At 65.6% G+C, this 21,389-nt stretch carries 19 protein-coding genes; 16 read left to right on the forward strand and 3 right to left on the reverse strand.

Going from position 1 to position 21,389, the window contains the following annotated elements; genetic code table 11:
- From mraY to ftsA, 8 genes are read left to right on the forward strand one after another with little or no spacing between them, the layout of a single operon-like run.
- Positions 1-1,170, forward strand: a complete 1,170-nt coding sequence (gene mraY, locus LK539_RS06290; protein ID WP_227800058.1) for a phospho-N-acetylmuramoyl-pentapeptide-transferase — start codon at positions 1-3, stop codon at positions 1,168-1,170.
- 4 nt (positions 1,171-1,174) lie between these two features.
- Positions 1,175-2,686, forward strand: a complete 1,512-nt coding sequence (murD, locus tag LK539_RS06295; RefSeq protein WP_227800059.1) for a UDP-N-acetylmuramoyl-L-alanine--D-glutamate ligase — start codon at positions 1,175-1,177, stop codon at positions 2,684-2,686.
- Positions 2,686-3,903: a putative lipid II flippase FtsW gene (gene ftsW, locus LK539_RS06300; protein WP_227800060.1), complete on the forward strand. Its 1,218-nt coding sequence runs from the start codon at positions 2,686-2,688 to the stop codon at positions 3,901-3,903. Before murD ends, ftsW begins: the two co-directional genes overlap by 1 nt.
- Positions 3,900-4,976, forward strand: coding sequence for an undecaprenyldiphospho-muramoylpentapeptide beta-N-acetylglucosaminyltransferase (gene murG, locus LK539_RS06305; RefSeq protein ID WP_227800061.1), 1,077 nt, complete (start codon positions 3,900-3,902; stop codon positions 4,974-4,976). Before ftsW ends, murG begins: the two co-directional genes overlap by 4 nt.
- Complete coding sequence (gene murC / locus LK539_RS06310) at positions 4,973-6,361, forward strand: UDP-N-acetylmuramate--L-alanine ligase (protein ID WP_227800062.1); 1,389 nt, start codon at positions 4,973-4,975, stop codon at positions 6,359-6,361. Before murG ends, murC begins: the two co-directional genes overlap by 4 nt.
- A 4-nt stretch (positions 6,362-6,365) precedes the next feature.
- Positions 6,366-7,352 carry a D-alanine--D-alanine ligase gene (locus tag LK539_RS06315; RefSeq protein WP_227800063.1) on the forward strand — a complete coding sequence of 329 codons (987 nt, stop codon included), beginning with the start codon at positions 6,366-6,368 and terminating at the stop codon, positions 7,350-7,352.
- A gap of 6 nt (positions 7,353-7,358) precedes the next feature.
- Positions 7,359-8,180 carry a cell division protein FtsQ/DivIB gene (locus LK539_RS06320; protein WP_227800064.1) on the forward strand — a complete coding sequence of 274 codons (822 nt, stop codon included), beginning with the start codon at positions 7,359-7,361 and terminating at the stop codon, positions 8,178-8,180.
- 13 nt (positions 8,181-8,193) lie between these two features.
- Positions 8,194-9,426, forward strand: coding sequence for a cell division protein FtsA (gene ftsA, locus LK539_RS06325; protein ID WP_227800065.1), 1,233 nt, complete (start codon positions 8,194-8,196; stop codon positions 9,424-9,426).
- A 39-nt stretch (positions 9,427-9,465) separates the two neighbouring features.
- Here the strand turns inward: ftsA and LK539_RS06330 are convergent, their stop codons facing one another.
- Complete coding sequence (locus tag LK539_RS06330; RefSeq protein ID WP_227800578.1) at positions 9,466-9,690, reverse strand: hypothetical protein; 225 nt, start codon at positions 9,688-9,690, stop codon at positions 9,466-9,468.
- Here LK539_RS06330 and ftsZ point away from each other — a divergent pair.
- The 5 genes from ftsZ to lpxC all read left to right on the forward strand — a co-directional run bounded on the left by ftsZ (position 9,601) and on the right by lpxC (position 13,878).
- On the forward strand, positions 9,601-10,797 hold the full coding sequence (gene ftsZ / locus LK539_RS06335) for a cell division protein FtsZ (RefSeq protein ID WP_227800066.1): 1,197 nt from the start codon (positions 9,601-9,603) through the stop codon (positions 10,795-10,797). The two genes, LK539_RS06330 and ftsZ, sit on opposite strands and share 90 nt — an antisense overlap.
- Before the next feature lie 216 nt (positions 10,798-11,013).
- Positions 11,014-11,517 (forward strand): peroxiredoxin, encoded by a 504-nt coding sequence (locus tag LK539_RS06340; protein WP_227800067.1) that lies wholly within the window; start codon positions 11,014-11,016, stop codon positions 11,515-11,517.
- Positions 11,518-11,563: 46 nt separating this feature from the next.
- Positions 11,564-12,013, forward strand: a complete 450-nt coding sequence (locus LK539_RS06345; protein ID WP_227800068.1) for a GNAT family N-acetyltransferase — start codon at positions 11,564-11,566, stop codon at positions 12,011-12,013.
- A 35-nt stretch (positions 12,014-12,048) separates the two neighbouring features.
- A complete protein-coding gene (locus LK539_RS06350) occupies positions 12,049-12,891 on the forward strand; it encodes a DMT family transporter (RefSeq protein ID WP_227800557.1) in 843 nt (280 codons plus the stop codon).
- Between the two features lie 51 nt (positions 12,892-12,942).
- Positions 12,943-13,878: a UDP-3-O-acyl-N-acetylglucosamine deacetylase gene (gene lpxC / locus LK539_RS06355; protein ID WP_159696321.1), complete on the forward strand. Its 936-nt coding sequence runs from the start codon at positions 12,943-12,945 to the stop codon at positions 13,876-13,878.
- A 44-nt stretch (positions 13,879-13,922) separates the two neighbouring features.
- On the opposite strand, the gene LK539_RS06360 is transcribed toward lpxC, so the two are convergent.
- A complete protein-coding gene (locus LK539_RS06360; protein ID WP_227800069.1) occupies positions 13,923-14,390 on the reverse strand; it encodes a DciA family protein in 468 nt (155 codons plus the stop codon).
- A 150-nt stretch (positions 14,391-14,540) separates the two neighbouring features.
- Between LK539_RS06360 and LK539_RS06365 the strand changes: the two genes are divergently transcribed.
- The 3 genes from LK539_RS06365 to secA all read left to right on the forward strand — a co-directional run bounded on the left by LK539_RS06365 (position 14,541) and on the right by secA (position 20,085).
- Entirely contained in the window at positions 14,541-15,947 is a 1,407-nt protein-coding gene (locus tag LK539_RS06365) for an MBOAT family protein (protein ID WP_227800070.1), read from the forward strand.
- Between the two features lie 3 nt (positions 15,948-15,950).
- On the forward strand, positions 15,951-17,141 hold the full coding sequence (locus LK539_RS06370; protein WP_227800071.1) for a hypothetical protein: 1,191 nt from the start codon (positions 15,951-15,953) through the stop codon (positions 17,139-17,141).
- Between the two features lie 160 nt (positions 17,142-17,301).
- Positions 17,302-20,085, forward strand: coding sequence for a preprotein translocase subunit SecA (secA, locus tag LK539_RS06375; RefSeq protein WP_227800072.1), 2,784 nt, complete (start codon positions 17,302-17,304; stop codon positions 20,083-20,085).
- Positions 20,086-20,284: 199 nt separating this feature from the next.
- Here secA and alr read toward each other — a convergent pair whose 3' ends face one another.
- Positions 20,285-21,388 (reverse strand): alanine racemase, encoded by a 1,104-nt coding sequence (alr, locus tag LK539_RS06380; RefSeq protein WP_227800073.1) that lies wholly within the window; start codon positions 21,386-21,388, stop codon positions 20,285-20,287.
- Position 21,389: the final 1 nt, after the last annotated feature.

The following is a 21,389-nucleotide window of genomic DNA, read 5'->3' on the forward strand; positions in this document are numbered from 1 at the left end:
ATGCTTCTCTGGCTCGCCCAATACTTCCAGGACTACATCGGTCCGCTGCGCGTGTTCAACTACATCACGTTCCGCGCCGTCTTCGCCACCATCACCGCGATCACCATCGGCCTGCTCTGCGGCCCGGCCGTGATCCGCAAGCTGACCGCGATGAAGGTCGGCCAGGCCGTGCGTACCTACGGTCCGCAGACCCACCTGGCCAAGCACGGCACCCCGACCATGGGCGGCGTGCTGGTCCTGATCTCGATCGGCATCTCGACCCTGCTGTGGTGCGACCTGTCGAACCGCCTGATCTGGCCGGTGCTGGTCGTGACCATGGGCTTCGGCGCCGTCGGCTGGGTCGACGACTACCGCAAGGTGGTCTACAAGGACCCGGAAGGCATGCGTTCGGGCGAAAAGTATTTCTGGATGTCGCTGATCGGCATCGCGTCGGCCCTGTACCTGGCCTTCTCGGTCTCGGCAGCGAACCCGTGGGAAGTGCTGCAGCTGTTCTACGCCTGGGTGCAGTCGGGCTTCTCGATGACCCTGCCGCCGAAGGCCGACCTGATCGTTCCCTTCTTCAAGTCGATCAGCTATCCGCTGGGCGTGTGGGGCTTCATCGCGCTGACCTACTGTGTCATCGTGGGTTCCTCGAATGCCGTGAACTTCACCGACGGCCTGGACGGCCTGGCGATCATGCCGACCGTGATGGTGGGCGGCGCCCTCGGCCTGTTCGCCTACCTCACCGGCAGCGTGACCTTTGCGAAGTACCTGTTCATCCCCTACATCCCGGGCGCCGGCGAACTGCTGATCTTCTGCGGCGCGATGGCGGGTGCGGGCCTGGCCTTCCTCTGGTATAACGCGCACCCCGCGCAGATGTTCATGGGCGACGTCGGCGCGCTGGCGCTGGGCGGCGCGCTCGGCACCATCGCCGTCATCGTGCGCCAGGAAATCGTCCTGTTCATCATGGGCGGCGTGTTCGTGGCCGAGACCCTGTCGGTGATCATCCAGGTGAGCTGGTTCAAGTACACCAAGAAGCGCTACGGCGCCGGACGCCGCGTGTTCCTGATGGCGCCGCTGCACCACCATTTCGAACAAAAGGGCTGGAAGGAGACCAAGGTCGTGGTTCGCTTCTGGATCGTGACCATGATGCTGGTCCTTGTGGGCCTGTCGACTCTGAAGCTGCGCTGACAGAATGAACTACGAAGGCAAATCCGCACTGGTGCTGGGCCTGGGTGAATCCGGGCTGGCGATGGCGCAATGGCTGGCCCGCTGCGGCGCGCGCGTGCGCGTCGCCGACACGCGCACCGAGCCGCAGCGCCTGTTCGCCCTGCGCCAGGCGGTGCCGAATGCGGACTTCGTGGCCGGCGACGCCTCCGGCGTGTTCGGCGCGGCGCTGCTGGACGGCATGGACTTCGTGGCCGTCAGCCCCGGCCTGGCGCCGAACCGTGAGCTGGCCGACATCACCCCGGCGGCGCGCGAGCGCAATATCCCGGTGTGGGGCGAGATCGAACTGTTCGCGCAGGCGCTCGCGCATCTGCGCATCGCACAAGGCTACGCGCCGAAAGTCATCGCGATCACCGGCACCAACGGCAAGACCACCGTCACCAGCCTGACCGGCCTGCTGTGCCGCCGCGCCGGCTTGAGCACGCGCGTGGCTGGCAACATCAGCCCGGCGGCGCTCGATGTGCTGCGCGAAGTCCTCGACAACAATGAACTGCCGCAGGCCTGGGTACTTGAACTGTCCAGCTTCCAGCTGCACACCACCTTCAGCCTGCAGGCCGATGCCGCCACGGTGTTGAACCTGACCCAGGACCACCTCGACTGGCACGGCAGCATGGAAGCCTATGCCGCCGACAAGGCGCGTATTTTCGGCGCCGGCACGGTGCGCGTGCTGAACCGCGACGACGCCATCGTGATGCGCATGGGCGCAGTCGATACGCCGACCACCACCTTCGGCACCGGCGAACCTGACACGCCGAACAGCTTCGGCCTGGTCAGCGAACGCGGTGTGCTGTGGCTGGCCAATGCGGTCGCTCTCGACGACGAGCCGCCGAAGAAACTGAAGAAGGGCGAGATCGCTCCGCCCGTGGAAGTGACTGTGAACCGCCTGATGCCGGCCGACGCACTGAAGATCCGCGGCCTGCACAATGCCTCCAACGCACTGGCCGCGCTGGCCCTGTGCCGCGCCTGCGGCCTGCCGCTGGCGCCGCTGCTGCACGGCCTGCGCGAATACGCGGGCGAGCCGCACCGCGTCGAACTGGTCGCCAGCATCGACGGCGTCGATTTCTATGACGACAGCAAGGGCACCAACGTCGGCGCCACCGTCGCCGCACTGGAAGGCCTGGGCAAGGCTTTCCAGGGCGAAGACCAGCAGATCCTCCTGATCGCCGGCGGCGACGGCAAGGGCCAGGACTTCACGCCGCTGGCGCTGCCGACTTCGCGCTACGTGCGCGCCGTGTTCCTGATCGGCCGCGACGCCCCGGCTGTCAAGGCCGCGATCGAACCGACCGGCGTGCCGGTCTTCGATTTCCCCAGCCTGCCGGACGCGGTGCGCCGCGCCGCCGGCCTGGCGCGCGCGGGCGACGCGGTGCTGCTGTCGCCGGCCTGCGCCAGCCTCGACATGTTCACCAACTACGCGCACCGCGCGCAGGTGTTTGTCGATGCCGTGCGCGACATCGCGCTGGAGAAGGGGCAGGAGATCTGATGGCCTTCCAGATTCCATTCAAGTTTTCCGGATCGAGCAGCGACGCCAGCATCGCGGCGCGCAGCCGTCCGTCGAAGATGATGGACTACGACCAGCCGCTGGTCTGGGTCACCGTGCTGCTCATGATGTTCGGCCTGGTGATGGTGTATTCGGCTTCGATCGCGCTGCCGGACTCGCCCAAGTTCGCCTACCTGAACGACAAGAACGAATACTTCCTGTACCGCCAGATGATGTACATCGCGGTCTCGATGGCCGCGGCCGCTGTCGTGTTCCAGGTGCCGGTCGCGGTCTGGCAGAAATGGGCGCCGATGATGTTCATCGGGACCCTGGTGCTGCTCGCAATCGTGCTGATCCCGGGCATCGGCCACTCCGTCAACGGCGCACGCCGCTGGATCCCGCTGAAAGTCATGCTGCTGCAGCCATCCGAGATCATGAAGATCGCGGCGGTGCTGTACGCGGCCGACTTCACGGTGAGGAAGCAGGAGTACATGCACAAGCTGACCAAGGGCTTCCTGCCGATGATGGTGGCGATCGGCCTGGTTGGCGGCCTGCTGCTGATGGAGCCGGACTTGGGCGCCTTCGGCGTGATCGTCTGCATCGCCATGGGCATCCTGTTCCTGGGCGGGATCAACATCGTCTGGTTCGGCGGCATCGGCGCGCTGCTGGTGCTGATCTTCAGCGCGATCATCGCGCTGTCGCCGTTCCGCCGCGCGCGCATGTTCGCCTACCTCGACCCATGGGCCGACGGCCATGCCCTGGACAAGGCTTACCAGTTGACGCACTCGCTGATCGCGTTCGGCCGCGGCGAGTTCTTCGGCGTGGGCCTGGGCGGCAGCGTGGAAAAACTGTTCTATCTGCCGGAAGCGCACACCGACTTCATCATGGCCGTGATCGGCGAAGAACTCGGCCTGGCCGGCGTGCTGGTGGTGATCGCGATGTTCTACTGGCTGGTGAAACGCGCCTTCGACATCGGGCGCCAGGCCATCGCCCTGGACCAGATCTTCGCCGGCCTGGCGGCAAAAGGGATCGGCATCTGGATCGGCGCCCAGACCTTCATCAACATGGGCGTGAACCTGGGCCTGCTGCCGACCAAGGGCCTGACGCTTCCCCTGATGAGCTTTGGCGGCTCGGGCGTGCTGTTCAACTGCGTCGGCCTGGCGATCCTGCTGCGGATCGACTACGAGAACCGGGTGCGCATGCGTGGGGGCCGTACATGACCAAGCGCCTGATGATCATGGCGGCCGGCACCGGCGGCCACATCTTCCCCGGCATCGCGATCGCGCAGACCATGCGCGCGCGCGGCTGGGAAGTGTCGTGGCTGGGTACGGCGCACGGCATGGAAACCGAACTGGTGCCGAAAGCCGGCATCCCGATGGACAGCATCGACTTCGCCGGCCTGCGCGGCAAGGGCCTGGCCCACACCGTCAAGGGCGCCTTCAAGATGCTGGGTGCATTCGTCGCCTGCCGCCGCTACCTTGGCCGGCGCGCGCCGAGCGTGGTGCTGGGCATGGGCGGCTACGTGACCGTTCCGGGCGGGATGATGGCGCGTTCGCGCGGCACTCCGCTGGCGCTGGTGAACGCCGACGCGGCGCTGCTGCTGTCGAACAAGACCCTGGCGCCGATGGCCGACCGCGTGCTGTTCGGCTTCCCGGCCGATTTCGGCAAGGCGGCCGGCAAGGCCGTCGTCACCGGCAACCCGGTGCGCCAGCAAATCCTCGACCTGCCGCAACCGGGCGAGCGCTTCGTGGGGCGCAGCGGTCCGCTGCGCATCCTCGTGGTCGGCGGCAGCCTGGGCGCCAAGGTGCTGAACGACAGCGTGCCGGCAGCCCTGGCGACGATCGACCCAAGCGTGCGTCCGATCGTGACCCACCAGTCGGGCAAGAAGAACATCGACGCCCTGCGCGCTGCTTATGCGCAGGCGGGCGTATCCGCCAACGTGGTCGACTTCATCGACGACATGGCCGCCGCGTATGCGAACGCCGACCTGGTGATCTGCCGCGCCGGCGCCATCACCGTGTCGGAACTGACCGCGGCCGGCGTGGCCAGCGTGCTGGTGCCTTTCGTTGCCAGCACCACCAGCCACCAGCGCGACAACGCGATCTGGATGCACGAACAGAAAGCGGCGATCCACCTGCCGCAAGGCGAACTGAATCCGCAGCGGCTGGCAAGCCTGCTGCAAACGACGACCCGTGAAGACTGCCTGGCGATGGCGCAGGCGGCCTACGGCGTGGGCAAGCGCGACGCGAACGAAGCGATCGCTAGAGAACTCGAACGACTGGCGGGACAATGAAACACAAGATCAAGAACATCCATTTCGTCGGTATCGGTGGCAGCGGCATGAGCGGCATTGCCGAAGTGCTGCTCAACCTCGGCTACAACGTGTCGGGCTCGGACCTGGCCAGCAATGCCGCCAGCCAGCGCCTCAGCGAACTGGGCGCCCGCGTGTTCACCGGCCACTCGGCGGAACACGTCAGCGGCGCCAACGTGGTCGTGACCTCGACCGCCGTCAACGAAGCCAACCCCGAAGTGATGGCCGCCCGTGCCGCCAAGGTGCCGGTGGTGCCGCGCGCGATCATGCTCGGCGAACTGATGCGCCTGAAGCGCGGCATCGCCATCGCCGGCACCCATGGCAAGACCACCACCACCAGCCTGGTGGCCTCGGTGCTGGCCGAAGGCGGCCTGGATCCTACTTTCGTGATCGGCGGACGCCTGACCGCGGCCGGCGCCAACGCCAAGCTGGGTTCGGGCGACTACATCGTGGCCGAGGCCGACGAGTCGGACGCTTCCTTCCTGAACCTGTCGCCGATGATCGAGGTGATCACCAACATCGACGCCGACCACATGGACACCTACGAGCACGACTTCGAGAAGCTGAAGGCGGCGTTCGTGAACTTCACCCACCGCCTGCCGTTCTACGGCCGCGCCATGCTGTGCATCGACGACCCGCACGTGCGCGCCATCCTGCCGCAGGTGACCAAGCCGGTGACGACCTATGGCTTTTCGGAAGACGCCGAAGTGCGCGCTTTTGACGCCCATGCCGAAGGCGTGCAGATGCACTTCACCGTGCGCCAGCAGGGCTACCCGGACGCGAAATTCGTGCTGAACCAGCCGGGCATGCACAACGTGCTGAACGCCTGCTCGGCGATCGCGATCGCGCGCGAGATCGGCATCAGCGACGAGCAGACCAACCTGGGCCTGCAGAACTTCAGCGGCGTCGGCCGCCGCTTCACCCGCTACGGCGAGGTGGCGATCCCGGGCGGCGGCAGCTTCACCCTGGTGGATGACTTCGGCCACCATCCGGTCGAGACCGAGGTGACCCTGGCCGCCGCGCGCGCGGCCTACCCGGGCCGGCGCCTGGTGCTGGCCTTCCAGCCGCACCGCTACAGCCGCACCCGTGACCTGTTCGAAGATTTCGTGAAAGTGCTGGCGACCCCGGACGTGCTGCTGCTGGCCGACGTCTACCCGGCCGGCGAAGCGCCGATCGTGGCCGCCGACGGCCGCGCCCTGGCGCGCGCCCTGCGCACCGGCGGCAAGGTGGAACCGATTTTTGTCGAGACGATCGCCGACATGCCCGCCGCCATCCTGAATGCGGTGCGCGACGGCGACGTCGTCATGACCATGGGCGCCGGCTCGATCAGCGGCGTCCCGCACCAACTCACCAATGCAAAGGCTTGATATCGTGAACGCTACCAAGGTGAACTCTAACCTCGCCACCTTCGACCCGGCAGCCTTCGGCAAGGTTGGCGTGCTGTTCGGCGGCCGCTCCGCCGAGCGCGACGTGTCGATCATGTCCGGCACCGGCGTGCTGAATGCCCTGAAATCGCGCGGCGTCGACGCCCATGCCTTCGATCCGGGCACCCAGAGCCTGGCCGAACTGGCCGAACAGAAGTTCGATCGCGTCTTCATCGCGCTGCACGGCCGCTACGGCGAAGACGGCAGCCTGCAGGGCGCGCTCGAGCAGCTCGGCATTCCGTACACCGGCAGCGGCGTGATGGCGTCCAGCGTCGGCATGGACAAGATCACCACCAAGAAGATCTGGAAGATGGACGAGATCCCGACCCCGGATTACATGTCGATCGATCCGACCACCGACCTCGACGAGGTGCTGGTGGCGCTCGGCCTGCCGCTGATCGTCAAGCCGCCGCTCGAAGGCTCCACCATCGGCATCACCAAGGTGAACAAGGCCGAGGAGCTGAAGGCGGCAGTCGAGCTGGCGATGGGCTTCGACCCGGTCGTGCTGGCCGAGGAATTCGTCACCGGCCGCGAATTCACCGTGGCCGTGCTGGGCACCGGCAAGAACGCGCGCGCCCTGCCGATCGTCGAGATCGTGGCCCCGGAAGGCAACTACGACTACCAGAACAAGTACTTCACCGACGACACCCAGTACCACTGCCCGGCGCAGCTGGACCCGGCCCTGACGGAAGAGATCCAGCGCCATGCCGTGAACGCCTACCGTGCGCTCGGCTGCGAAGGCTGGGGCAGGGTGGACGTGCTGGTGCGCAAGGAGGACATGCGTCCCTTCCTGCTCGAGGTGAACACCTCGCCGGGCATGACCTCGCACTCGCTGGTGCCGATGGCGGCGCGCGCGGTGGGCATCAGCTACGAAGACCTGTGCCTGGAAATCCTGGCGTCGGCGCGCCTGAAGATGACAAAGGCAAAGGGCTAAGCACGCATGTGGCATGACCCCCGCGCCCTCAACACGACCGCCAGCAGCCTGGTGGCGCTGGTGGTGCTCGCCTGCATCACGTCCGGCGTGTGGTGGCTGTCGCAGCGTCCCATGTTCTCGCTGAAGGCGGTGACGGTGGAAAGCATGTACCAGCTGCCGCTGCGCCACGTGAACGAGCTCACGGTGCGCAATGGCGTGATCGGCAAGATCCGCGGGAATTTCTTCACCACGGACCTGGACCAGGTGCGCGCCACGTTCGAGACCGTGCCTTGGGTGCGCCGCGCCACGGTGCGCCGCGAGTGGCCGGACCAGCTGATCGTCGAGGTCGAAGAGCACGAGGCGCTCGGCACCTGGGGCGAAGGCCGCCTGCTGTCGGTCAAGGGCGACGTGTTTACCGCCAACCTGGCCGAGGCCGACGACGACCACGAGCTGCCGGCCTTCGACGGCCCCAAGGGCAGCGAGAAGGATGTGCTGGCCCGCTTCACCGAGCTGCGCTCCTGGTTCGCGCCGGTGAAGCTGGCGCCGCAGGCGCTGTCGCTGTCCGAGCGCTATGCCTGGACCGTCAGGCTGGACAACGGCATGAGCGTGGCCCTGGGCCGCGAGCAGGACCGGGATACGCTGAAAAAGCGCGTGCAGCGGCTGGTGGGCGTCTACCCGCAGCTGGTCGCGCGGCTGCAGGAAGGGCGCATCGACACCATCGACATGCGCTACCCGAACGGCCTGGCGCTGTCCTCGGCGGCGCTGGCGGTACCGGAAGACGCGTCGAAACCGGTGAAGCCGGCAAAGAAGAAACCGAATCAACCCAACAAAACAACCAAGCAAACATAAGCAGGCAACAGCAATGACAAAAGACGCGAAGAACCTGATCGTCGGCCTCGACATCGGCACCTCGAAGGTGGTGGCGGTCGTGGCCGAAGTGATGTCCGATGGACGCCACGAGGTGATCGGCCTCGGTCAGCACGAGTCGAAAGGATTGAAGAAAGGCGTGGTCGTCAACATCGAGGCCACCGTCGAGTCGATCCAGCGCGCGCTCGAAGAAGCGGAGCTGATGGCCGACTGCAAGATCCGCAATGTCTATGCTGGCATCGCCGGCAGCCATATCCGTTCGTTCAACTCGAGCGGCATGGTTGCGATCAAGGACAAGGAAGTCACCGCCACCGACGTGGCGCGCGTGATCGAGACCGCCAAGGCGGTCAACATCCCCACCGACCAGCAATTGCTGCACACCGTGCCGCAGGAATTCATCGTCGACAACCAGGAAGACGTGCGCGAGCCGATCGGCATGAGCGGCATCCGCCTGGAAGTGCGCGTGCACATCGTCACCGGTGCGGTGTCCGCGGTCCAGAATATTGTAAAGTGCGTGCGCCGTTGCGGGCTCGAGGTCTCGGACCTGATCCTGCAGCCGATGGCATCGGCCGACGCCGTGCTGACCCCGGACGAGAAGGAACTCGGCGTGGTCCTGATCGACATCGGCGGCGGCACCACCGACATCGCGGTGTTCTCGGACGGCGCGATCCGCCACACCGCCGTGCTGCCGATCGCCGGCGACCAGATCACCAGCGACATCGCGATGGCGCTGCGCACCCCGACCGGCGAAGCCGAGGACATCAAGATCCGCTATGGCGTGGCCAAGCAGGTGCTGGCCGATCCGGGCGAGACCCTGGAAGTGCCGGGCCTGGGCGACCGCGGCCCGCGCGCGCTGTCGCGCCAGGCCTTGGCGGCCGTGATCGAGCCGCGCGTCGAAGAACTGTTCGCGATGGTCCACACGGTGGTGCGCGAGTCGGGCTACGAGGGCGTGCTCTCGTCGGGCATCGTGCTCACCGGCGGCAGTTCGATCATGCCGGGCATGATCGAAATGGCCGAAGACATTTTCCTCAAACCGGCGCGCCTCGGCACGCCGGACTACCGCGGCCAGTTGGCCGACGTCGTGCGCAGCCCACGCTACGCCACGGTGCTCGGCCTGCTGCTGGAAGCGAAGAAGCAGTACCTGCGCGGACACATCGTCACGCGTCAGGATGGTTCGGTGAAGGCAGTCTGGCAACGCATGAAGGAATGGATAGCGGGGAACTTCTAAAGAAGGGCATTGGTATTCGCATCACGGCACGAACTTTTTTCAGTACGACAGCAACAAAACGTTCACGGGTAAAGATTTTTTAAATACAATCGCTACTTCCGGTTTCAGGGCTCTGCCAGGGGCCTGGCACCAGGCCTGAAACGGAAGCGGCATCTTGAAAATTGGGAGTTCGATATGGAGTTCGATATGGTCGATAACGCAGCACTGGGAACCGTTATCAAAGTTGTCGGCGTCGGCGGCGCCGGTGGCAACGCGGTTCAGCACATGATCACCAAAGGTGTGTCCGGTGTCGAGTTCATCGCCGCTAACACGGATGCGCAGGCACTTGCCGCGTCGAGCGCAAACAACATCATCCAGATCGGCGAATCGGGCCTGGGCGCGGGCATGCGTCCGGAAGTCGGCCGCCAGCTGGCCGAGCAGACCCGTTCGCGCATCGAAGACGCACTGCGCGGCGCGCACATGGTCTTCATCGCAGCCGGCATGGGCGGCGGCACCGGTACCGGCGCCGCACCGATCGTCGCCGAAGTCGCCAAGACCATGGGCGCACTGACCGTGGCCGTGGTCTCCAAGCCGTTCTCCTACGAAGGCGACAAGTGCATGCAGGTCGCCGAGCAGGGCCTGGAAGAGCTGAGCAAGCACGTCGATTCGCTGATCGTCATCCTGAACGAGAAGCTGGAAGACATCTACGAAGACGAGTCGATGCTGGACTGGATGAAGCACGCCGACGACGTCCTGAACAACGCCGTTGCCGGTATCGCCGAGATCATTAACGTCCCGGGCCACATCAACGTCGACTTCAACGACGTGAAGACCATCATGAGCGAGCAGGGCAAGGCCATGATGGGCACCGCGACCGCGTCGGGCGTGGACCGCGCGCGCATCGCCGCCGAACAGGCCGTGGCTTCGCCGCTGCTGGACGGTATCGACCTGTCGGGCGCCAAGGGCGTGCTGGTCAACGTGACCGCAAGCCGTGGCCTGAAAGGCAAGGAGATCAAGGAAGTCATGGCCGCCGTGCGCGCCTTTGCCGCTCCGGACGCGTCGATCGCACAGGGCATCGCCTACGATGACGCGATGGGCGACGAGCTGCGCGTGACCGTGGTCGCGACCGGCCTGGGCAAGAACAAGAAGATGCAGCTGGTGCAGCCGCAGCAGGTGCTCAAGACCGGCACCTACAATGCGCCGATGATGTCCGGTTCCTCGGCAGTCGCCGGCGGCCTGACCATGGGCCAGGCAGGCGGCGACGCCATGGGCGGCATGAAGCAGCCGGCCGTATGGCGCCGCGAGCAGGCATCCGAGCAGGTGCAGGCGATGCAGCGCAACGGTGTCGAGACTTACGACATTCCGGCGTTCCTGCGTAAGCAGGCTGACTGATTCAGAATCAGTTGAATAGGGAAGGGCCAGCGCAAGCTGGCCCTTTTGCTTTGTAGGGTGGGCGGGTTTTCCCGCCCACGCGGCTGCCGATCCCCGGCACTGATGCGTATCACCGCGTGGGCGGCATAGCCGCCCACCCTACGAAAGCTGGTTCTGCAGACTCACCTGACTTCGGCGATAATTGCGAGATTATCAAAAACACTGAAGGAGCACCCCATGACCATCCAGATCGGCGACCGCCTGCCGGAAGGCACCCTGTCGGAATTCATCGAAACCGAAACCGCAGGCTGCTCGCTCGGCCCGAATACCTTCCAGGTCGCAGACCTGGTCAAGGGTAAAAAAATCGTCATCTTCGGCCTGCCGGGCGCCTTCACCCCGACCTGCTCGGCCCAGCACGTGCCGGGTTACGTCCAGAACGCCGAAGCGCTGCGCGCCAAGGGCGTGGACGAGATCTGGTGCATCTCGGTCAACGACGCCTTCGTGATGGGCGCTTGGGGCCGCGACCAGAAATCGACCGGCATCGTGCGCATGATGGCCGACGGTAACGGCGCGTTCTCGAAGGCCCTGGGCCTGGACGCCGACTTCTCGAAGCACGGCATGGGCACCCGCTCGAAGCGCTACTCGATGCTGGTCGAAGACGGCGTCGTCAAGGGGCTGAACGTGGAAACCGCCGGCTTCGAAGTCTCGAGCGCCGAGAAGATGCTGGAACAACTGGGCTGATCGAACTACTCCCTGCAAACGGCGCCGCGGCGCCGTTTTTTGTCACATGATCATCAATACCGAAGCCCCCGACCAGCCGGAAGTACGGGCCATGCTGGACAAGCTCGACGCCTACTGCGCCGCGCTGTATCCGGCCGAATCGAATCACCTGATGGACATCGCTTCCCTGATGACGGGCGAGGTGCTGTTCCTGGTCGCGCGCGACGTTGGCGGGCAAGCGGTCGGCTGCGCGGCGCTGGTCAACCGCGGCGGCTACGGCGAGGTCAAGCGCATGTACGTCATTGATGCCGGCCGTGGGCGCGGCACCGGCCGCCAGCTGCTGGAGCAGCTGACCATGTTCGCGCGCATGTCCGGCCTGCAGTCCCTGAAGCTGGAGACCGGCATCCACCAGCCGGAGGCGATCGGCTTGTACGAACGCAGCGGCTTCGTGCGCATCGAGCCCTTCGGCGACTACCAGGCAGACCCGCTCAGCCTGTTCATGGAAAAACGCCTTTGAAGCGTCCTCAAGGTAACCTATACAGCATCTACGCGATGGTGCTGGCCGTGTTCATGTTCGCGCTGATGGACACGGTGATGAAGCTGCTGTCGCAGCGCTACCCGGCGATCCAGGTGGCGGCGCTGCGCTCGCTCACCTCGCTGCCGCTGGTGGCCATCTACGTCGGGTTCAAGGTCGGCTACGGCGGCATCCTGCGCATCCGCTGGCCGCTGCACCTGCTGCGCGCGGTGCTGGGCATCGCGATGCTGAGCTTTTTCGCGTTCGGCATCCGCAAGCTGTCGCTGGCCGAGGCCTATACGATCTTCTTTATCGCGCCGTCGATCATCACCGCGCTGTCGGTATGGTTCCTGAAAGAGCGCGTCGACGCCGCGCGCTGGATCGCCATCGGCGTGGGCCTGGCCGGCGTGCTGGTCGTGCTGCGCCCGAGCGGCGCCGGTTTCCTCACCATCGGCGGCCTGGCCGTGCTGGGCGCCGCCGCGATGTACGCGATCTCGGCGATCACCGTCGGCGTGCTGGCGAAGACCGACCGCAGCGAGTACATGGTGTTCTGGCTGATGGTGATGATGTCGATCGGCGCGACCCTTCTTGCGGCGCCCGGCTGGGTCGGCATGAGCACCGGCGACATCCCGCTGCTGCTGGGCCTGGCGCTCACCGGCTTCATCGGCCAGCTGGCGATCACCGAAGCCTTCGCCAAGGGCGACGCCTCGAGCGTCGCGCCCTTCGAATACACGGCCCTGGCCTGGGCGGTCTGCCTCGACTGGCTGCTGTGGCAAACCCTGCCGGACGGCTGGACCCTGCTGGGTGCGGCGATCATCATCGGCAGCGGTATGTATCTGATTCGCCACGAAAAAGTCCACGTCGAGTCGGACCACCCGTAGAAGCCGGAGAGCGGTCAGCAAGGCCCGGAGGCGTGGGCTATAATCGTTTTCATGTTGAAACAAAGAACTATCAAGCAGGTCGTGCGCACCACCGGTGTCGGCGTCCACTCGGGCACCAAGGTCGAACTGACCCTGCGTCCGGCGCCGCCCGGCGCCGGCATCACCTTCCGCCGCGTCGACTACGACCCGATCGTCGCGATTCCGAGCGCGGCCGACGTGGTCGGCGAGACCCGCATGGCCACGGTCCTGATCAAGGATAACGCGCGCGTCTCCACCGTCGAGCACCTGATGTCGGCCTGCGCCGGCCTGGGCATCGACAACCTGGTCGTCGACGTCACGGCCGAAGAAATCCCGATCATGGACGGCTCGGCCGCTTCCTTCGTGTTCCTGCTGCAGCAGGCCGGCCTGGAAGAGCAGGACGCACCGAAGCGCTTCATCCGCGTGCTGAAGGATGTGGAGATCCGCCAGGGCGAGGGCAAGAACGAAAAGTGGGCGCGCCTGTCGCCCTACGACGGTTTCAAGCTCGACTTCTTCATCGAATTCAACCACCCGGCCGTGGACGGCACCATGCAGCGCGCCGCGGTCGACTTCGGCGACGTCTCCTACGTGCACGACGTGGCGCGTGCCCGCACCTTCGGCTTCATGCAGGACGTCGAAACCCTGCGCGGCATGGGCCTGGCGCGCGGCGGCTCGCTGGAAAACGCGATCGTGATGGACGAGTACCGCATCCTCAACGCGGACGGCCTGCGCTACGAAGACGAGTTCGTGCGCCACAAGATCCTGGATGCGATCGGCGACCTGTACATCGTCGGCCACCCGCTGCTGGCCAGCTACACCGCCCACAAGTCGGGGCACGCGCTCAACAACGAACTGCTGCGCAAGCTGCTGGCGCAGACGGATGCCTACGAGTGGGTGGAGTTCGATTCGCTGAGCGAGGCGCCGCCGTCGTATCTGCGGCAGATGACGCGGGAATGGGCGCAGACTTAGCGCCTATATAGGTTCTTGAGGGTCTGCCTGGCCGGACCCGGACCCTACTTACGCTTCTCCGCCAGGCGCCGAAGCGCCGCCACCAGATCCTTGTTCTGGCTGGTCTCCTCGAGCGATTCCGCCAGCTCTTCAAAAGCCTGCACCGCCGTCTTAGGCAGCTCCAGGGTGCGCATCTGGGGTTTGTCGTCCGGCATGGCGCGACCCACCTGCACCTTCAGCTTGACCGATTCCACCGCCCAGCCGCGCCCTGCCAGCGAGGATTGCAGCTTGGGCAGCATCTGCTTCATGCGCGCCGCCACGGCCGAGCTGGGCACGGCCAGCACCAGGACGCCGTCCTGGAACGAAATCACGTCGGTATTGCCGGCCAGGACGGGCAGGATGGCGGCGCAGTCGGACTGCAGGCGCGCCATGCGCATCGCCGCAGGCAGCAGGCTGGCCATGCGGTCGTTCTTGCGCAGGAAATCGGTCGCGACGATCGATGTCTGCCGGTTCTTGGTACCGTAGATGTGCACGTGATGAGGGAAGGCGAATGCGTGATGGGCGCACCTTACCATAGTGGATGGCGTTTGCAATGCCACGGTAACAAGCTTGCGTGTGGGTAATATAGTTTTTATAATGCCTCGATTCGATGGCGCGCCGCTGTCGCCTCACGCCTACGCCAGATGCTGTTCTCATCGATCATCTTTCTGTTCTTTTTCCTGCCGGTTTTCCTCTCCCTGTATTACCTGCTGCCCTGGAAGAACGCGGTCCTGCTGATCGGCAGCCTGGTGTTCTACGGCTGGGCCGAACCGCGTTTCCTGCCGCTGCTGCTGCTGTCGGCCGCCCTCAACTACGGTGTCGGCCTGGCGCTGGCCAGTACCGCTGCACACCGGCGCCGCGCACGGATCTGGCTGACGGCGGGTGTCTCGGCCAACCTGGGCCTGCTCATCTGGTTCAAGTACGCCGGCTTCCTGGCCGAGGCGATCAACAGCGCGCTCGCGGCCGGCCTGCCGGTGCCGCACATTACGCTCCCGCTCGGGATCTCCTTCTTCACCTTCCAGGGGATTTCCTACCTGGTCGACGTGTACCGCGGCGAAGTCGCGGCCCAGTCCAGCTTCCTGCGCTTCGCCACCTATAAAGCGCTGTTCCCCCAGCTGATCGCCGGCCCCATCGTGCGTTACCGCCAGGTGGCCGACGAGATGGGCAAACGCGTGCTGTCGAACGAGCGCCTGCTGGCGGGCTTCCAGCTGTTCGCGCTTGGCCTGGCGCAGAAGGTCCTGATCGCCAATACCCTGGCGTTTCCCGCCGACCGCCTGTTCGGCGCCGACCACGCCGAGCTGTCCGCGCTGACCGCCTGGCTCGGCCTGCTGTGCTACACCCTGCAGATCTATTACGATTTCGCCGGCTATTCCAACATGGCGATCGGCCTCGGACACATGCTGGGCCTGAGCTTCCCGCCCAATTTCGACCGCCCGTATTCGGCGCGCTCGCTGACCGAGTTCTGGCAGCGCTGGCACATCAGCCTGTCGTCCTGGTTCCGCGACTACCTGTACATCCCCCTCGGCGGCAACCGGCGCGGCCCGGTGCGCACCTGGTTCAACCTGGGCCTCGTGTTCCTGCTGTGCGGCCTCTGGCACGGCGCGGCCTGGACCTTCGTGGTGTGGGGCGCCTGGCACGGCGCCTGGCTGATCGTCGAACGCATGGGACTGCGCAAGCTGCTGGACCGTTTGCCCTGGCCGCTGGCGCAGGCATGGACTCTGGCCGTGGCGATGCTGGGCTGGGTCTGGTTCCGCGCGGCCGACATGGATGCCGCGCTGAGTTATTTTGCGGCCCTGGCGGGTGGCTCGGCCAACCCATCGGGCCATCCGTGGCAGGCCGAGATCGCCTCGCTCGAACTGGTGGCGCTCGCGGTCGGCCTGGCGTTTGCCGTGATGCCGACCGGCCGCGCGCCGGTGGCATCGAGCGGCACCCCGCCGGCCCTCATGGCGGGCCGCTGGGCCAGGCTGCCGCTGGCCGTGGCCTGCGTCGCCCTGTGCGCCTGCAGCCTGGCGGGCGGCACCTACAATCCCTTCCTCTATTACCGGTTCTGAGCCATGAGAATCTTCCGCCATTCCGCCAAACTGGTGATTACCGGCCTCCTGGCCTTGCCGCTGGTCGTTACCTTCGCCTGGCCCAGCCTTGATAGCGCCGAACAGCGCGCACTGGCGGCCGCCCCTGCCGTGCCGCACAGCTGGAGCGATGCGCGCGCCTGGCCGGCCGCGGCCGAAGCCTGGGTCAACGACCATTTCGGCTGGCGTTCGCAGATGGTCGCGTTCAACGCACGCCTGTACCACGACCTGTTCGGCCGCTTCCCGACCAACCAGATGATGATGGGGCGAGAGGGACGGATCTTCCTGGCCGCCCACAATGACCGCGGCAGGGGAGAGCCCTACACGGCGCTGGTCGCCTGCGGCTGGAAATTCAGGCGCGAGCCCGAGATCGTCCAGCAGATCAACGGCTTCATCGCCACCTTCAAGGCCGAGGGCATCGCCGCCAGGTTGCTGATCGTGCCGTCGGGGCCGGTGGTGTACAGCGAACAGATGCAGCCCTGGCAGGCCGAGCGCTGCCGCCCGGACGCGGTGCCGCTGCGCCGCATCCTGGCCTCGCCGGCGCTGGCGCCCGAGGCACGCGAACTGGTTTATTTCCCCTTGAGCGAAATGCGGGCCATGCGCGACCGCGTCGAATTCTTCCCCAAGACCTTCTTCCACTGGAACGCCTCCGGCGCCGCGGCCGTGGCTGGCCTGGCCGAGCAACGCTTCTGGGGCCGCAGTGCGAACACCACCCCGATCCCGCTGGTGCAGCGGATGTCGCCGTCCGACGTCGGCTGGCTGTTCCCCGGCATCCAGCACGACAGCATGACGGACGACCCGAACTTCGGCGGCACCACGATCACCCCCTGCCGCGGCGCCGACTGCTTCCCCGAGGCGAAGACGGCGATGGAAAAGCTCGGCGACGTCGGCCGCTTCCTGAATTCGGCCCCGGGACTGGGACCGCGCCTGGTCGTGCTGGCCGATTCCTTCGGCAATGCCGGCGCCCCGATGTTCTCGCGCTACCACCGCGAAGTGGTGTATTTGTCGACCAATAATATGGCGCGGCTCGACCCCGCCGAGATGGCGCAGCTGCGCAAGCTGCTGTTCGTACCGGGAAGCGGAGATGAAGTCCTCTTCCTTTATCATGACGCCACCGTGCTGTCCGACCGCATCGAGTACGACCTGAAGAATCTGTCAATACAGCAACAAAAATAATAAATGTCGGCTTGGTAACATCTTGTTATCTGAACTGTCGCCCTCAAGTGTGGCCGGATCGCATGATAAAATCAGTAGCTTTTTGCCATAGGCGGTCTTCGGCGAGTCATGTAGTGCTCGCCCTGGCTCTTTTTGCGGCGTAATTTTCTAGAACACAGCAATGTCATTCCTGACCCAGATTTTCGGCAGCCGTAACCAGCGTCTGCTCAAGCAATACCAAAAGACCGTGCGCCAGATCAACGCGCTCGAGCCCCAGATGGAAAAGCTGTCGGACGCCGAACTCCAGGCCAAGACGCCGGAATTCAAGGACCGCCTGGCCAAGGGCGAGACGCTCGACGACATCCTGCCGGAAGCGTTTGCGGTGTGCCGCGAGGCGGCCAAGCGTGTCATGAAGATGCGCCACTTCGACGTCCAGCTAATCGGCGGCATGGTCCTGCACCAGGGCAAGATTGCCGAAATGGGTACGGGTGAGGGCAAGACCCTGATGGCAACCCTGCCGGTCTACCTGAACGGCCTGTCCGGCAAGGGCGTGCACGTCATTACCGTCAACGACTACCTGGCCCAGCGTGACGCCGAGTCGATGGGCCGCCTGTACGGCTGGCTGGGCCTGACCACCGGCGTGAACCTGTCGCAGCTCGACCACGACAGCAAGCAGAAAGCCTACGCTTCGGACATCACCTACGGCACCAACAACGAATTTGGCTTCGACTACCTGCGCGACAACATGGTCTACGACGTGCGCGAACGCGTGCAGCGCAGCCTGAACTTCTCCGTGGTCGACGAGGTCGACTCGATCCTGATCGACGAAGCCCGTACGCCGCTGATCATCTCGGGCCAGGCCGAGAGCCACACCGACCTGTACCAGCGCCTGAACGCGCTGCCTCCGCTGCTGACCCTGCAGATCGGCGAAGAAACCCCGGACGGCAAGGGCAAGATCGAAGTCCCGGGCGACTACACCAAGGACGAGAAAGCGCACACCGTGCTGCTGACGGAAAGCGGCCACGAGCGGGCCGAAGCCATCCTGACCGAATGGGGCCTGCTGCCGGAAGGCGCATCCCTGTACGACGCCGCCAACATCACCCTGGTCCACCACCTGTACGCGGCGCTGCGCGCCCACGTCCTGTACCACAAGGACCAGCACTACGTGGTGCAGAACAATGAAGTCGTGATCGTCGACGAATTCACCGGCCGCCTGATGACGGGCCGCCGCTGGTCGGACGGCCTGCACCAGGCCGTGGAAGCCAAGGAAGGCGTGCGCATCCAGAACGAGAACCAGACCCTGGCCTCGATCACCTTCCAGAACTACTTCCGCATGTACACCAAGCTGGCCGGCATGACCGGTACGGCGGACACCGAAGCCTACGAATTCCAGGAGATCTACGGTCTGGAGACCGTGGTGGTCCCGCCGAACAAGCCGTCGCAGCGCAAGGACCGCCAGGACCAGGTGTACAAGTCGGCCGAAGAGAAGTACAACGCGATGTTGAACGACATCCGCGACTGCTACGAGCGCGGCCAGCCGGTGCTCGTGGGTACCACCTCGATCGAGAACTCGGAACTCCTGTCCGGCATCCTGAACAAGGCGAACCTGCCGCACAACGTCCTGAACGCGAAGCAGCACGCCCGTGAAGCGGAAATCATCGCCCAGGCCGGCCGCCCGAAGATGATCACCATCGCCACCAACATGGCGGGCCGCGGGACCGACATCGTCCTGGGCGGCAATGTCGAGAAGCAGATCCAGCTCATCGAGGCGAATGCCGAGCTGTCGGACGCCGACAAGGCGGCGCAGGCCACGCAGCTGCGCGACGAATGGCAATCGCTGCACGACCACGTGGTGGGCGCCGGCGGCCTGCACATCATCGGTACCGAGCGCCACGAATCGCGCCGGGTCGACAACCAGCTGCGCGGCCGTTCGGGCCGCCAGGGCGACCCGGGTTCCTCGCGCTTCTACCTGTGCCTGGACGACCCGCTGCTGCGTATCTTCGCCGGCGACCGCGTGCGCGCCATCATGGAACGCCTGAAGATGCCGGAAGGCGAGCCGATCGAAGCGGGCATCGTGACCCGTTCCATCGAGACCGCCCAGCGCAAGGTTGAAGCCCGCAACTTCGACATCCGTAAACAACTGCTGGAATACGACGACGTCGCCAACGACCAGCGCAAGGTGATCTACACCCAGCGTAACGAGCTGCTGGAGTCGGTCGACATGGCCGAGCTGATTGCCTCGCTGCGCGTGGGCGTGTTCACAGCCCTGGTGCGCCAGTACGTGCCGGCCGAGTCGGTGGAAGAGCAGTGGGACATCGCCTCGCTGGAGTCGGTCCTGGGCGCCGAATGGGGCTTGAGCATTCCGCTGCAGAAGATGCTGGTGGACGATCCGAACCTGAACGACGACGACATCCTCGAGCGCGTGCTCAAGGCTGCCGAAGAGTCGTACAACGCCAAGGTGGCGGTGGTCGGCGCCGAGTCCTTCGGCGGCTTCGAGCGCAACGTCATGCTGCAGAGCCTGGACACCCACTGGCGCGAGCACCTCGCGGCGCTGGACCACCTGCGCCAGGGCATCCACCTGCGCGGCTATGCGCAGAAGAACCCGAAGCAGGAGTACAAGCGCGAAGCCTTCGAGCTGTTCAGCAACATGCTGGACATGATCAAGAACGAAGTGATCCGCACCGTGATGACGGTCCGCATCCAGACCCGCGAGGAAGTCGAAGCGGCCGAAGCCGCGATGGCGGCCCAGCTGTCGCACCTGGAAAACGTCAACTACCAGCACGCCGACTTCAACCCCTCGGCCGCGCCGGAAGAGCTGCTCAACCCGAACCCGGTGGGCGGCGGGGCGGCACCGGTGGCGGCGGAAGACCACAGCACCTACATGGGCGTAAAGGTCGGCCGCAACGATCCGTGCCCGTGCGGCAGCGGCAAGAAGTTCAAGCAGTGCCACGGCAAGCTGGCGTAAGCTGCTGCAGCGTGTAAACGGAAACGGCCGGACTGGATGTCCGGCCGTTTTTTTTTATGTTCGTGGGATGCGACGAACTTGGGTTCCCGCCTGCGCGGGAACGACGTTGGTTAGATTGCGGGATATTCAGGCCGCGCCACTCCTGCAAGTAGCCTAAAAACCGTCATCCCGGCGAAGGCCGGGATCCAATTTTGCACGATCAAACGTAACGCCGATGGAAGCGGCTGCCGAGGCGCGTCAAGACTTCATACCCAATCGTCCCCGACAGCGCGGCGACTTCATCCACCGGCTGGTGCTCGCCCATCAGCTCCACGTCCGCCCCCGGCACCACGCGCTCCGGCGCGATGCCCGTAACGTCCAGCGTGATGCTGTCCATCGACACCCGCCCCACGAAAGGCGCCACGACGCCATCGACGAAGGCGAAGCCGCGCCCTGAGAGGGTGCGCTGCCAGCCGTCGGCATAGCCCACCGCGACGGTGGCGATGCGGCGCTCGCTCGGAACCAGGTGGTAGGCGCCGTAGCCGACCACGTCGCCTTCGCGCACCGTGCGCACCTGCACGATGCGGGCGTGCAGTGACACAGCCTGCTTGAGGGGATTCTCCATGCCCGGCTGCGGATTGATGCCGTACAGCGCCGCGCCCGGGCGCAGCAGGTCATAGTGGAACGAGGATCCGAGGAACACGCCCGAGGAATTGGCAAGGCTGGCAGGCACACCGGGGAACAGCTCGCGCATGCTGTCGAAACGGCGGCGCTGGGTGTCGTTGAGCGGGTGGCCCGGCTCGTCGGCGCAGGCCAGGTGGCTCATCACCAGGGTGGGCTCGATGCCGGCGAGCCAGTCCTTCTCCCCCGACAAGGCCATCAGGTCACCGGGTGCAATGCCCATGCGCGACATGCCGGTATCGACCTGGATCGCGGCCGGCAGCATGCGCCCGAGCTTGCGCGCCAGCTGCCGCCATTCCTGCACCTGGCTTGGGTCGTTCAGCACGGGACGCAGGTCGTACTGGAAGAAATCCGTCGCCGTGCCCGGCGGCGGGCCGTGCAGCACGTAGATGGCGCAGCCGTCCGGCACCAGCTGGCGCAGGCGGATGCCTTCGTCCAGGTGGGCCGTGAAGAAGACGCGGCAGCCTTCCAGCGCCAGCGCGGGCGCCACCTGTTCCATGCCGAGGCCGTAGGCATCGGCTTTCATGACGGCCGCGCAGGCCCCTCTGGTCTTCCCGGCCAGCAGCCGGTAGTTGTCACGGATCGCCCCGAGGTCGATCGTGAGCCGCGCCCCGGCGCGGGACGCATCCACGGAATCTGCCATC

The organism is Massilia sp. IC2-476 (assembly GCF_020707295.1).
Lineage (GTDB): Bacteria > Pseudomonadota > Gammaproteobacteria > Burkholderiales > Burkholderiaceae_D > Telluria.